13 protein-coding genes are annotated in these 13,110 nt (G+C 63.0%); 6 read left to right on the plus strand and 7 right to left on the minus strand.

The features are described from left to right. Nucleotides 1–32 precede the first annotated feature (32 nt). A complete protein-coding gene (locus tag BJQ17_RS20660) occupies nt 33–821 on the minus strand; it encodes a lysophospholipid acyltransferase family protein (RefSeq protein WP_003255176.1) in 789 nt (262 codons plus the stop codon). After that, nucleotides 821–1,576, minus strand: coding sequence for an L-ornithine N(alpha)-acyltransferase (gene olsB, locus BJQ17_RS20665; RefSeq protein ID WP_019750548.1), 756 nt, complete (start codon nt 1,574–1,576; stop codon nt 821–823). Before olsB ends, BJQ17_RS20660 begins: the two co-directional genes overlap by 1 nt. A gap of 160 nt (nt 1,577–1,736) precedes the next feature. On the opposite strand from olsB, the gene BJQ17_RS20670 reads away from it, so the two are divergent. The 3 genes from BJQ17_RS20670 to BJQ17_RS20680 all read left to right on the plus strand — a co-directional run bounded on the left by BJQ17_RS20670 (nt 1,737) and on the right by BJQ17_RS20680 (nt 5,177). Further along, on the plus strand, nt 1,737–2,624 hold the full coding sequence (locus BJQ17_RS20670) for an acyl-CoA dehydrogenase (RefSeq protein WP_070096576.1): 888 nt from the start codon (nt 1,737–1,739) through the stop codon (nt 2,622–2,624). A 193-nt stretch (nt 2,625–2,817) separates the two neighbouring features. After that, nucleotides 2,818–3,759: an AEC family transporter gene (locus tag BJQ17_RS20675; RefSeq protein ID WP_012051304.1), complete on the plus strand. Its 942-nt coding sequence runs from the start codon at nt 2,818–2,820 to the stop codon at nt 3,757–3,759. 56 nt (nt 3,760–3,815) lie between these two features. Further along, nucleotides 3,816–5,177: an amino acid permease gene (locus BJQ17_RS20680; RefSeq protein WP_003255172.1), complete on the plus strand. Its 1,362-nt coding sequence runs from the start codon at nt 3,816–3,818 to the stop codon at nt 5,175–5,177. Nucleotides 5,178–5,320: 143 nt separating this feature from the next. Here the strand turns inward: BJQ17_RS20680 and BJQ17_RS20685 are convergent, their stop codons facing one another. The 5 genes from BJQ17_RS20685 to gatC all read right to left on the minus strand — a co-directional run bounded on the left by BJQ17_RS20685 (nt 5,321) and on the right by gatC (nt 10,139). Next, complete coding sequence (locus BJQ17_RS20685) at nt 5,321–6,364, minus strand: calcium/sodium antiporter (RefSeq protein WP_003255171.1); 1,044 nt, start codon at nt 6,362–6,364, stop codon at nt 5,321–5,323. 60 nt (nt 6,365–6,424) lie between these two features. After that, entirely contained in the window at nt 6,425–6,799 is a 375-nt protein-coding gene (locus tag BJQ17_RS20690; RefSeq protein WP_003255170.1) for a septal ring lytic transglycosylase RlpA family protein, read from the minus strand. Between the two features lie 128 nt (nt 6,800–6,927). Continuing rightward, complete coding sequence (gene gatB, locus BJQ17_RS20695) at nt 6,928–8,373, minus strand: Asp-tRNA(Asn)/Glu-tRNA(Gln) amidotransferase subunit GatB (RefSeq protein ID WP_003255169.1); 1,446 nt, start codon at nt 8,371–8,373, stop codon at nt 6,928–6,930. 11 nt (nt 8,374–8,384) lie between these two features. Next, nucleotides 8,385–9,836: an Asp-tRNA(Asn)/Glu-tRNA(Gln) amidotransferase subunit GatA gene (gatA, locus tag BJQ17_RS20700; RefSeq protein WP_004574465.1), complete on the minus strand. Its 1,452-nt coding sequence runs from the start codon at nt 9,834–9,836 to the stop codon at nt 8,385–8,387. Between the two features lie 15 nt (nt 9,837–9,851). Continuing rightward, entirely contained in the window at nt 9,852–10,139 is a 288-nt protein-coding gene (gatC, locus tag BJQ17_RS20705; RefSeq protein WP_003255165.1) for an Asp-tRNA(Asn)/Glu-tRNA(Gln) amidotransferase subunit GatC, read from the minus strand. Between the two features lie 205 nt (nt 10,140–10,344). Here gatC and mreB point away from each other — a divergent pair, with 205 nt between their 5' ends. The 3 genes from mreB (at nt 10,345) to mreD (ending at nt 13,088) form a co-directional block, all read left to right on the plus strand. Beyond that, nucleotides 10,345–11,382 carry a rod shape-determining protein MreB gene (gene mreB / locus BJQ17_RS20710; protein ID WP_003255163.1) on the plus strand — a complete coding sequence of 346 codons (1,038 nt, stop codon included), beginning with the start codon at nt 10,345–10,347 and terminating at the stop codon, nt 11,380–11,382. Between the two features lie 165 nt (nt 11,383–11,547). Beyond that, on the plus strand, nt 11,548–12,600 hold the full coding sequence (gene mreC, locus BJQ17_RS20715; RefSeq protein WP_080634910.1) for a rod shape-determining protein MreC: 1,053 nt from the start codon (nt 11,548–11,550) through the stop codon (nt 12,598–12,600). Then, nucleotides 12,600–13,088, plus strand: a complete 489-nt coding sequence (mreD, locus tag BJQ17_RS20720; RefSeq protein WP_003255161.1) for a rod shape-determining protein MreD — start codon at nt 12,600–12,602, stop codon at nt 13,086–13,088. Before mreC ends, mreD begins: the two co-directional genes overlap by 1 nt. Nucleotides 13,089–13,110 lie beyond the last annotated feature (22 nt).

Raw genomic sequence — 13,110 nt, forward strand, 5'->3', positions numbered from 1 at the left:
CGCGAAAGGGCCAGAACAGGCAGTACACGCATTCAGGCAGCCCGCGCCTGTCGACGTGGCGCCATCTCTACGTCCTCAACCCCAAACAGCGCCAGGTGAATCGCCTGCTGTGCCTGCAATGCCAGCACCGCACGTTCCTTGCCCACGCTACCTATTGGCTGCAGGAGGTGGATGCACACCTCGCCCCGCGGCAGGGCGAACAGGCGCATCAGGTGCGACACCAGGTCGTCCTCACCAATGAACGGCGCTACCGGGTCGATCTGGCCATCACGCAGGTACTGGATAGCGACTGGCTGCACTGCCACGCCACGGTCGATGGCACCTGCCAGCAGGCGGCCATGAAAGGTGCGCAACGTGCGGCCGCTGGTAGTGGTGCCTTCGGGGAATATCAGCAGCGGGCGGGCCAGCCCCAGTTGCCCGGCGATCTGTTCGCGCAGGCGCTGACTGTCGCCACCACCACGGCGAATGAACAGCGTGCCGGCCTTTTCCGCCAGCCAGCCGGCCACCGGCCAGTGGCGCACTTCGGCCTTGGACAGGAAAGACAGCGGCGTGAGCATGCCAAGCAGGGGGATGTCGGTCCAGGAAACATGGTTGCTGACCCATAGCATCGGTCGCTGTGGAAGTTCGCCAACTACCTTCACGTCGAAGGGCAGGGCGGCGACCAGGCGCTTCATGAACAGGCAGGTCCAGCGCTGGCGCCGTTCGATCGGCGCCTTGAAGCCCAAGCGTTCGCCCAAGGCGATAATGCTGGCCATCAGCATGCCTTGCGCCAGCACCAGCAGCAGTCGGATGAGGCGGGCCAGTACCCGCAACTTCGGCATCAGACCGCCGCCTTGAAGTGGCGGGCGTAGCGTGGGCACAGCTCGTCGCGTTTGAGCAGGATGAACACGTCTGCCACCTGGAAATCCTCGTCCCAGCATGGCTCGCCGCAAATCTTCGCGCCCAGGCGCATATAGGCCTTGAGCAGCGGGGGCATTTCGGCAATGACGTTATTGGGCAGGGCCAGTTTCGGCAGCGGGTTCTTCGGCTCGGCACGCAAGTGTTCGGTGCACAGGTAACGTTCACGCAGGCGCTGCATCACTGCATGGGCCTGCACGCCGCCGTCCTGCATGGGGATACTGGCGCAGCCCATCAGATAGCTGTAGCGACCTTCGTTGAGCACCTCGGCCAGTTCGCCCCAGAGCACGGCGATGGTACCGCCGTTGCGGTAGTCAGGGGCGACGCAGGTACGGCCCAGTTCGAGGATTGGGCCTTGCAGCTGCAACAGGCCGTGCAGGCTGAATTCTTCTTCGCTGTAGAAACGGCCCAGGCTGCTGGCGGCCTGGTGATCGAGCAGGCGGGTGGTGGCAACCAGTTCGCCGGTGCTCAGATCGCGTACACCAATGTGGCGGCAGTGCACGTCGTAGTCGTCCATGTCCAGGCCCTGCTCGGCACCTTTGAGCCTGGCCTTGAATTCTGCGCTGAATACGGTATAGCGCAGAGCCTGGGCTTCTTGCAGCGCCGCGGCGCCAACCAGGCGTTCGGCTTGCAGACGGCGTTCAGTGCTGTAGTCGCCAGCGGTAGCGATCCGAGTCATTACGAGTCTCCATAAGCCAGCCAAGAAGGGTTGCGGCCGGTCGGCTTTGTTGTGCAAAGTCAGCCTAGGTAGACCCAGTGTCACCCCTGTGAATGTTTGGTGATGCTTGCGTGACACACCCTGAGCCTTAACTGAAAGCCCTCCAGCAAGGAGCTGTTCCATGGCCTGGTTGCAACGACTCAACGATCCGCTTCGCCTCGCGCCGACAGGCACCCTGGGCGAAACCTACGCCGCGCTGCTTGAGCGCCTCGGCCCGGTTGCCCCGTTCGAATTGGCGGTACTGGGTGGGCGTGCAATGGCCACCCCGGGCCTGGCCTTCCTGGTGGGTTACCAGGCTGCCCTTCGCGTGCTGTGGCCCAGTGCGCCGCACAGCCTTGGCGCCTTGTGTGCCACCGAGCGGCGCAGCGTGCGGCCGGCAGACATGCACACACGGCTGGACGCTCTGCGGCTGTCGGGCTGCAAAGACTTCGTTACCGCAGGCCTGGAGGCGGAGTGGTTGCTGGTGGCAGCGCGTAGCGAAGCAACTGGCGCGGCGCCGCAATTGAGCCTGGCGGTGGTTTACCCCGGGGAGCCTGGGGTGACACTGGAGCCATTGCCGACCCTGCCGCTGATGCCGGAAGTCGGGCACGGCCGACTGCTGCTGGAGCAGGCATCGTGCGAGTTGCTGGCCGGTGACGGCTGGGATGCCTACGTGAAGCCGTTCCGTTCGCTGGAGGATTTGTATGTGCTCACGGCGCTGACCGCTTGGTTGTATGGCGTTGGGCAGGAGTGCGCCTGGCCGCAGGGGCTTCGCCTGCAGTTGCTTGGGCTGTTGGCCGGCTGCGCCGAGGGTAGCCGGCAGTGTGCCGATAGCACGGGTTGTCACTTGTTGCTGGGCGGGTTGTTTGCACAGTTCCAGGCGTTGCGGGGGGAGATCGATGCGGCGTTGGCGACAGGGCCGGGGCATTGGGCGCACATCTGGCAGCGTGACCAAGGGGTGATGGCGCTGGCGGTGTCGGCACGGGAGAAGCGGCTGAACAAGGCGTGGGTTGCTGCGGGATTGTCATGAATGGCTGACAGGTTTGTGTGAACCGATGAGCCGCGGCGTGGTACCTGTGGGGGCGGGGTTAGGTGCAAAGCGGCCGGTACTGGCAGCAGAAAACCTGAAAGACATGTCCTTTTATCGCGCTTGATCCCCGCAAATCCCAGCCGTTGACGTATCATTGGCCGCCTGACGGCAACCCCTCCAGGATCGCTTGCGCATGCTCGCCCTTCTTATCCAGACCCTGAACATCACGGCACCGGTTTTCGCCATGCTGTTCATGGGCGTCCTGCTCAAACGCATTCACTTGATCGACGACAACTTCAACCGCGTCGCCTCGCAACTGGTATTCAACGTCTGCATGCCGGCGCTGCTCTTCCTCGGCATCTACCACGCCGACCTGGCCGCAGCGGTCAAGCCCGGTGTCATCCTGTATTTCATCGTCGCCACCTTGGTCGGTTTCGCCATTGCCTGGGGCATGGCCATCTGGCGCAGCCCGATGGCCGACCGAGGCATCTATACCCAGGGCGCCTTCCGCGGCAACAACGGTGTGATTGGCCTGGCCCTGGCCGCCAGCCTGTACGGTGACTATGGCATTTCCCTGGGGGCGGTACTCGCAGGTCTGGTCATCCTCATGTACAACTCGCTGTCAGCGGTGGTTCTGGCGGTGTACAGCCCGGACCTCAAGTCCGACCCGTGGAGCATCTGCAAGAGCATTTTCAGCAACCCGCTGATCATCAGCGTGCTGGTGGCCGCGCCGATGGCTTACGGCCAGGTGCCATTGCCCAACTGGCTGCTGACCTCAGGCGACTACCTGGCACAGATGACCCTGCCGCTGGCGCTGATCTGTATTGGTGGCACGCTGTCGCTGGCAGCGCTGCGTAACTGTGGCCGGCTGGCCATCGATGCCAGCCTCGTGAAAATGCTCTGGCTGCCGCTGCTCGGCACCCTTGGGGCCTGGTTGTGCGGGTTTCGCGGGGCGGAGCTGGGCATCCTGTTCCTGTACATAGGCAGCCCGACCGCTGCGGCCAGCTACGTGATGGCGCGGGCGGCCAACGGCAATCATGAACTGGCCGCGTCGATCATCGTGATTACCACGCTAATGGCGGCGATCACCACCAACATTGGTATTTTCATCTTGCAGTGGGGCGGATGGATCTAGATCCTTGACTGCAAATAACAGCAACAACACTGCCTCACTGAGCTAAAGGACACTTCATGCAAGACCAGAGCACGCCCGAGCGGTTACAGCGCGGGCTGAAGAATCGCCATATCCAGCTGATCGCGCTGGGCGGGGCCATCGGTACCGGGTTGTTCCTGGGCATTGCCCAGACCATCCAGTTGGCCGGCCCCTCCGTGTTGCTGGGCTACGCCATCGCCGGCCTGATGGCCTTCCTGATCATGCGCCAGCTGGGCGAAATGGTGGTGGAAGAGCCGGTTGCCGGCAGCTTCAGCCACTTCGCCCACCAATACTGGAGCGAGTTCGCCGGCTTTGTCTCAGGCTGGAATTACTGGGTGGTGTACGTGCTGGTCGGCATGGCCGAGCTGACGGCAGTCGGTATCTACGTGCAGTACTGGTGGCCGGACTTCCCCACCTGGGCCACGGCGGCGATCTTCTTCGTGGTGATCAACCTGATCAACCTGACCCAGGTAAAGGTCTATGGCGAGATGGAGTTCTGGTTCGCCCTGGTCAAGGTAGTAGCCATCGTCAGCATGATCGGCTTTGGTGCCTGGTTGCTGGGCAGCGGTCATGGTGGCCCGGATGCCAGCGTGGCCAACCTGTGGCAGTACGGCGGCTTCTTCCCTAACGGCGTCACGGGTCTGGTAATGGCCCTGGCGGTGATCATGTTCTCGTTCGGTGGCCTGGAGTTGGTCGGCATCACGGCTGCCGAGGCTGACAACCCGCGCGAGAGCATCCCCAAGGCCACCAACCAGGTGGTGTACCGCATCCTGATTTTCTACATCGGTGCCTTGGCAGTGCTGTTGTCGCTGTACCCGTGGCAGAAGGTGGTGCAGGGCGGCAGCCCGTTCGTGATGATCTTCCACGAACTGGACAGCGACCTGGTGGCGACCATCCTCAATATCGTGGTGCTGACGGCTGCGCTCTCGGTGTACAACAGCTGTGTGTACGCCAATAGCCGTATGCTGTTCGGCCTGGCCAGCCAGGGCGATGCGCCGCGTCAGTTGCTGAAGGTGAGCCGTAGCGGCGTACCGCTGACTGCGCTGGCCGTGTCGGCCTTTGCGACCGGCCTGTGCGTGCTGATCAATTACCTGATGCCGGGCGGGGCCTTTGGCTTGCTGATGGCGTTGGCAGTGTCCGCGTTGGTGATCAACTGGGCGAGCATCAGCATTACCCACCTCAAATTCCGCAAGGCCAAGCTGGCCGCCGGGATCACCCCCTTCTACAAAAGCCTGGGGCACCCACTGACCAACTACCTGTGCCTGGCGTTCATCGTGCTGATCCTGGTGGTGATGTACCTGACGCCGCCGATTCGCATCTCGGTAATGCTGATCCCGGCATGGATCGCTGTGCTGTGGGTGGCCTTCAAGCTGAAGAAGGCTCGCCAGGCCAAGGGCTGATCGGGTTTGTTCGTAAGGGGCATGCCGTTAGGTTTTCGGCGCCTGTGAGATTGAGCGCCGCCCGCGCGGCGCTCGATCTCACAGGCGATGAAAGCCTAAAGGCATGCGTCTGGCGGCCCTGACGCGTGCCCCTTCCATGCCCCTCAATGCTGCCTCCGCCAGGCACGCACAGTGGTGTACAGCAACACCGCAGCGAGCACCGGCAGTACATAGAACAGCATCAATCGCTCCAGGCGGCCAGCCAGCGGCATACCCATGGTAAAAGCCGCCACATGAAGGCCGTAGGCCAGGTACAGGCAAAGAAACACCAGGCCTTCGGCGCGAGTGATGCGGTAACCGGAATAGAACACTGGCAGGCTCAGGACAGCAACGCCGAGCATTACAGGCAGATCGAAAGACAGCGCGTTAGGCGAGATCGACAGGGGTTCCGGGGTGATCAGTGCGGTCAGGCCCAGTACGGCCAGCAGGTTGAACAGGTTGCTGCCGATCACCGTGCCCACGGCGATCTCCCGTTCGCCACGCAAGGCGGCGATCAGCGCAGCGGCCAGTTCCGGCATGGAGGTGCAGATGGCGACGACCGTCAGGCCGATAATACGCTCGGACAGGCCCAGGTCGGTGGCCATCTCGATGGCAGCTTCCAGTAGCAAGTGGCCCGCCAGGCTCAGCAGGCCAAGGCCGACCAGTATCTGCAGCAGCGTACCTGCCCAGAAGCGCCCGGCCCCGGACCTGGCGGCGTCCGGGGCCGGGTAGGTGCGTGCGTAATGGCGCGACTGATGCCAGAGCATTGCCAGGTAACCGGCCAGCCCCAGCAATAGCAGTGCCCCTTCAACCCTACCCAGGTGGGCATTGGCGGACAGTGCATACACCAGCCCGCTGGCGACGATCATCAAGGGAAGATCCAGGCGCACCAGCTGACGAGACACCCGTAGCGGGATGATCAGCGCGGCCAGGCCGAGAATGACCAGCACGTTGAAGATGTTGCTGCCGATCACGCTGCCTACTGCCACATCCGGCGCGCCCTGGTAGGCGGCCTGCAGGCTTACGGTCAGTTGTGGCGCGGTACTGCCGAAGGCCACCAGGCTCAGGCCTATGATCAGCGGGCGAACGTGCAGGCGTTGCGCCAGGCGCAAGGCGGAGCGCACCAATAGCTCGGCGCCACCGATCAGCAACAACAGGGCAACGCCCATTTGCAGCAGGCTAAAAGTGGGGAGGGTGGCCAGGTCGAAAATGGTCGGACTCCTGTCGCGTCAGTCGCTAAGCCCTTGTACGCGCACGCGCGCTGTTCCGCTACGGAGCATACCGATTTTTTCTGCTGCTGCGCGAGACAGGTCGATCAGGCGGCCGCGGGTGTGCGGGCCACGGTCGTTGATGCGTACCACCACACTGCGCTGGTTGGCCATGTTGGTCACCCGTACACGTGTGCCGAAGGGCAGGCTGCGGTGCGCGGCGGTGAGGCCGTGCTGGTTGAACGGTTCGCCACTGGCGGTGCGTTTGCCATGGTGGCGCGAGCCGTAGTAGGAAGCGGTGCCCGTCTGGTCGTAGCCGCGCGGGTCGATGTCATGGCTGGCGCAGCCGGCCAGGAAAGAAAACAGGGCGAGGGTGCCGAGGGAACGTTTTAGCAAGTCAGGTGCTCTCCGGTGCGACCATTCGCGGGTAAACCCGCTCCTACAGGGAAAACGCTGGCTTGTGTAGGAGCGGCTTCAGCCGCGAACGAGGGCGAAGCCCTCGCAGCATTACAGGGGTAAAACCATCACCCTTCGAGCTTGGCCTTGAGCAATTGGTTCACCTGCCCCGGGTTGGCCTTGCCTTTGGAGGCTTTCATGGCCTGACCGACGAAGAAGCCGAACATCTTGCCGCGCTTGGCCTCATCGGCTGCGCGATATTGTTCGACCTGCTCGGCATTGGCTGCCAGCATTTCGTCGAGCATCTTGTCGATCGCACCCGTGTCGGTAACCTGTTTCAGGCCTTTGCTCTCGATGATGCTGTCGGCATCGCCTTCACCGGCGGCCATGGCCTCGAACACGGTCTTGGCAATCTTGCCGCTGATGGTGTTGTCACGAATGCGCAGCAGCATGCCGCCCAGTTGCGCAGCGCTGACCGGCGCCTGATCGATTTCGACACCCAGCTTGTTCAGCAGGCTACCCAGTTCGACCATGACCCAGTTGGCCGCCAGCTTGGCATCACCGCCGATCTTCACCACTTCTTCGAAGTAGTCAGCCTGTTCGCGGCTGGAAGCCAACACGTTGGCGTCGTAGGCCGACAGACCGTACTGAGTCTGGAAGCGCTCGACCTTCTGTGGCGGCAGCTCCGGCAGGCCGGCGCGAATGGTTTCGAGGAAGCTGTCCTCGATGACCACCGGCAGCAGGTCGGGGTCGGGGAAGTAACGGTAGTCGTTAGCTTCCTCTTTGCTGCGCATGGAGCGGGTTTCGTCCTTGTTCGGGTCGTACAGGCGTGTTTCCTGCACGACTTTGCCACCGTCTTCGATCAGGTCGATCTGGCGCTGGATTTCGCTGTTGATCGCGCGCTCGATGAAACGGAACGAGTTGACGTTCTTGATTTCGCAGCGAGTGCCGAACTCGGTCTGGCCTTTCGGGCGGATCGATACGTTGCAGTCGCAGCGCAGCGAACCTTCGGCCATGTTGCCGTCGCAGATGCCCAGGTAGCGCACCAGCGCGTGGATTGCCTTGACGTAAGCCACGGCTTCCTTGGCGCTGCGCATGTCAGGCTCGGAGACGATTTCCAGCAGCGGGGTGCCGGCACGGTTCAGGTCGATACCGGTGGAGCCGCTGAAGTCTTCGTGCAGGCTCTTGCCGGCGTCTTCTTCCAGGTGCGCGCGGGTTACGCCGATGCGCTTGATGGTGCCGTCTTCCAGCGCGATGTCCAGGTGGCCCTTGCCGACGATCGGCAGGTCCATCTGGCTGATCTGGTAGCCCTTGGGCAGGTCGGGGTAGAAGTAGTTCTTGCGTGCGAACACGTTGCGCTTGCCGATCTCGGCATCGATGGCCAGGCCGAACATGCACGCCATGCGCACGGCCTCCTCGTTCAGCACCGGCAGTACGCCGGGCATGCCCAGGTCAACCAGGCTGGCCTGAGTATTCGGCTCGGAGCCAAAGGTGGTAGCGCTGCCGGAGAAGATCTTCGACTGGGTGGCGAGCTGAGTGTGGATTTCCAGCCCGATCACAACTTCCCATTGCATGTGTGAATTCCTCAGAAGCCGTTGGGGGCGCGGGTATGCCAGTCGGTCACCTGTTGGTAGCGGTGCGCGACGTTGAGCAGGCGGCCTTCCTGGAAGTAGGGCGCCAGCAGTTGCACGCCGACCGGCAGGCCGTCGACGAAGCCCGCAGGCATCGACAGGCCAGGCAGGCCCGCCAGGTTGGCGGTGATGGTGTAGACGTCTTCGAGATAGGCGGCAACCGGGTCGCTGCTCTTGGCGCCAAGCTTCCAGGCCGGGTTTGGCGTGGTCGGGCCGAGAATCAGGTCGACATCGTTGAAGGCGGCCATGAAGTCGTTCTTGATCAGGCGGCGGATTTGCTGCGCCTTCACGTAATAGGCGTCGTAGTAGCCGGCCGACAGGGCGTAGGTACCGACCATGATGCGGCGCTGTACTTCAACGCCGAACCCTTCGCCGCGTGAGCGCTTGTACAGGTCGGTGAGGTCTTTCGGCTCTTCACAGCGGTAGCCGAAGCGTACGCCGTCGAAACGCGACAGGTTGGAAGAGGCTTCAGCCGGGGCGATCACGTAGTAGGCCGGAATGGCATGCTGCATGTTCGGCAGGCTGATTTCCTTGACCACTGCGCCGAGCTTTTCCAGCTCTTTGACGCTGGCCTGGACCAGGTCGGCGATGCGTGGGTCTAGACCGGCACCGAAGTACTCTTTCGGCAGACCGATGCGCAGGCCCTGCAGCGAAGCGTTCAGGCTGGCGCTGTAGTCCGGCACCGGTTCTTCGATGCTGGTGGAGTCCTTGGCGTCGAAACCGGCCATACCTTGCAGCAGCAGCGCGCAGTCCTCGGCGGTGCGGGCCAGTGGGCCGCCCTGGTCGAGGCTGGAGGCGTAGGCGATCATGCCCCAGCGCGACACACGACCGTACGTCGGCTTGAGGCCGGTGAGGTTGGTCAGTGCCGCTGGCTGGCGGATCGAGCCGCCGGTGTCGGTGCCCGTGGTGGCGGGCAGCAGGCGCGCGGCCACAGCAGCGGCCGAACCACCGGACGACCCGCCCGGAACGTGCTCGAGGTTCCACGGGTTCTTCACCGCGCCGTAATGGCTGGATTCGTTGGCCGAACCCATGGCGAACTCGTCCATGTTGGTCTTGCCCAGGGTGACCATGCCGGCTTCGGCCAGCTTGGCGACCACGGTGGCGTCATAGGGCGCCTTGAAGTTGTCGAGCATCTTCGAGCCGCAGCTGGTGCGTACGCCGTTGGTGCAGAACAGGTCTTTGTGGGCGATCGGTGCACCCAGCAGCGCGCCGGTTTCGCCAGCGGCGCGACGGGCATCGGCGGCACGCGCCTGAGCCAGGGCCAGGTCGTCGGTGATGCTGATGAAGCTGTTGATCTGCGGGTCGAGCTGTTTGATGCGCGCCAGCAGGGCGCCGGTCAGCTCTTCGGAAGAAAACGATTTGTCGGCGAGTCCGCGGGCGATCTCGGCCAGGGTCAATTGATGCATGGCAGGCTCTATCCCTTACTCGATGACTTTGGGAACCAGGTACAGACCGCTTTCGGTCGACGGCGCGATGGCCTGGTAGGCATCGCGCTGGTTGCTTTCGGTGACTTGGTCAGGACGCAGGCGCTGGCTGGCCTCCAGCGGGTGGGCCAGGGGCTCGATGCCAGTGGTATCGACCGCTTGCATCTGGTCGACCAGGCCGAGAATGCTGTTCAGGGCGTCGGTAATGCGTGGCAGTTCGCCATCATTCAGGCCCAGGCGGGCCAGATGGGCAATCTTTTCCACGTCGCAGCGTTCAAGCGCCATGAGGATCTCCAAGGGAAACAAAGAACGGAATTTGGGTCCGCGGTGAGGAACATGTCAGCTTTCTGGCGGTCTAACGGCCGCGAAATTCTGCTGGCGTGCTCGGAAAAACAGCCAATTTAACATATTGGCTCCTTGCCCAAAATCCCTGCCATTGTTAGAGTTTGCCGCACTTTTTTACCCACGCTTTCCCCAGGGTCACTTTCCCATGTTCAAGAAACTGCGTGGCATGTTTTCCAGCGATCTTTCTATCGACCTGGGTACTGCCAACACCCTTATTTACGTGCGTGAGCGCGGTATCGTCCTGAATGAGCCCTCGGTTGTTGCCATCCGTACCCATGGCAACCAGAAAAGCGTCGTCGCCGTCGGTACCGAAGCCAAACGCATGCTGGGCCGTACGCCTGGCAACATTGCAGCCATTCGTCCGATGAAGGACGGCGTCATTGCCGACTTCAGCGTCTGCGAAAAAATGTTGCAATATTTTATCAACAAGGTTCACGAGAACAGCTTCCTGCAGCCGAGCCCGCGCGTGCTGATCTGCGTGCCGTGCAAGTCGACCCAGGTCGAGCGCCGCGCCATCCGTGAGTCGGCCCTCGGTGCGGGTGCCCGAGAAGTGTTCCTGATCGAAGAGCCAATGGCCGCTGCCATCGGTGCCGGCCTGCCGGTTGAAGAGGCCCGCGGTTCGATGGTCGTCGATATCGGTGGCGGTACCACTGAAATCGCCCTGATCTCGCTGAACGGCGTGGTCTATGCCGAGTCCGTCCGCGTTGGCGGTGACCGCTTCGACGAAGCCATCGTGACCTACGTGCGCCGCAACTACGGCAGCTTGATCGGCGAATCCACCGCCGAACGTATCAAGCAGGAAATCGGTACTGCCTACCCAGGTGGCGAAGTACGTGAAGTCGACGTGCGTGGTCGTAACCTGGCCGAAGGTGTACCGCGTGCCTTCACCCTGAACTCCAACGAAGTGCTCGAAGCGCTGCAGGAATCGCTGGCGACCATCGTCCAGGCGGTCAAGAGCGCCCTCGAGCAATCGCCGCCGGAGCTTGCCTCGGACATCGCCGAGCGCGGCCTGGTGCTGACCGGTGGTGGTGCGCTGCTGCGTGACCTCGACAAACTGCTGGCCCAGGAAACCGGCCTGCCGGTGATCGTCGCCGAGGACCCGCTGACCTGCGTCGCCCGTGGCGGCGGTCGCGCCCTGGAGATGATGGACAAGCACGCGATGGACCTGCTCTCCAGCGAGTGATCCCGCTCGCTGTTCACGAGCGCCCGGTTTACAGGTAGTACGTACAGTGCTACCTGTATGCGCTGGGCTGGCGCCCGTTTGGGCGCCGTATCCGTCAACCCGCAACCAGGCTGGTGCGTTGTTCCATGTCCAATGACCTCCTGAGTCGTCCACGAGGAACGGCCCATTAAACCGCTTTTCTCCAAGGGCCCTTCGCTGGGCGTTCGCCTGCTCGTTCTGGTGGTGATGTCGGTCGCGTTGATGGTTGTCGACGCGCGCTTCGACGTGCTCAAACCCGTGCGCAGCCAGATGGGCCTGGTGCTGATGGAGTCGTACTGGATCACCGATTTGCCACAGCGTGCCTGGCAAGGTGTGGCCGGCCAGTTCGGTAGCCGCACCGAGCTGATTGCCGAAAACGAGAAGCTCAAGACCGAAGCCCTGCTGCTGCAGGGGCGCCTGCAGAAGCTGGCGGCCCTGACCGAGCAGAACGTGCGGCTGCGCGAGCTGCTCAACTCTTCGGCGCTGGTCAACGAAAAGGTTGAAGTGGCCGAGCTGATCGGTGTCGACCCCAACCCGTTTACCCACCGCATTCTGATCAACAAGGGTGAGCGTGATGGTGTGTTCCTGGGCCAACCGGTGCTCGATGCCCGCGGCCTGATGGGTCAGGTCGTAGAGTTGATGCCCTATACCGCGCGGGTGCTGTTGCTGACCGATACCACCCACAGCATTCCGGTGCAGGTCAACCGCAACGGTCTGCGAGCCATCGCCAGCGGCACTGGCAACCCGGAGCGCCTGGAGTTGCGGCATGTGGCCGACACGGCCGACATCAAGGAAGGCGACCTGCTGGTCAGTTCCGGCATGGGGCAGCGCTTTCCTGCCGGCTACCCGGTGGCCACGGTCAACGAAGTGATCCACGATTCCGGCCAACCCTTTGCCATCGTCCGTGCCATCCCCACCGCCGCGCTCAACCGCAGCCGCTACATGTTGCTGGTGTTCAGTGACCGGCGTAGCCCGGAGCAGCGTGCCACCGATGCCGCCATTGCCCAGGAAGAGGCTGACCGAAAGGGGGCTGCACCTGCTGGCCAGCCGGCCGCTACCCGTGATCCGGTCGCACCCGCCGCTGGTACGCCTGCCGCGTCGGTCACACCGGCAGCACCGGCCACTCCGGTCGCGCAGCCAGCAGCCCCGTCTGCTGCACCTGCCACGCCGGCCGCACCCGCTCAACCCCGGAGGCAATGATGGCTGCATCACGCCGCAATAACGGCTGGGTCATCTGGCTTACGTTCGCCATCGGCCTGCTGCTCAGTGTTTCCCCCATGCCGCAGTTCATGGAAGTGTTCCGGCCCATGTGGCTGGCCTTGCTGGTGTCGTTCTGGACCCTTGCCGTGCCGAACAAGGTCGGCATGACCACGGCATTCGTGCTGGGCCTTGCCGAGGACGTGCTGTATGGCACGCTGCTGGGGCAGAATGCGCTGGTCCTTACCCTCATCACCTTCTTGGTGCTGTCCCTGCAGCAGCGTCTGCGCATGTTCCCCATGTGGCAGCAAAGCCTGGTCATTCTGGTGATCTTTGGTATCGCCCAGTTGATCCAGCTGTGGCTCAGTGCACTGACCGGCAACCGCCTGCCCACCCTGGCGCTGGTCTGGTCGGCGGTGATCAGTGCCTTGCTCTGGCCATGGATCAGCTTTGCCTTGCGCGACCTGCGTCGACGCTTGCACATCAACTGACGGCAACGCGCCACTGACAGGG

It is taken from the genome of Pseudomonas sp. NBRC 111139 (assembly GCF_001753955.1).
Taxonomy (GTDB): domain Bacteria; phylum Pseudomonadota; class Gammaproteobacteria; order Pseudomonadales; family Pseudomonadaceae; genus Aquipseudomonas; species Aquipseudomonas alloputida.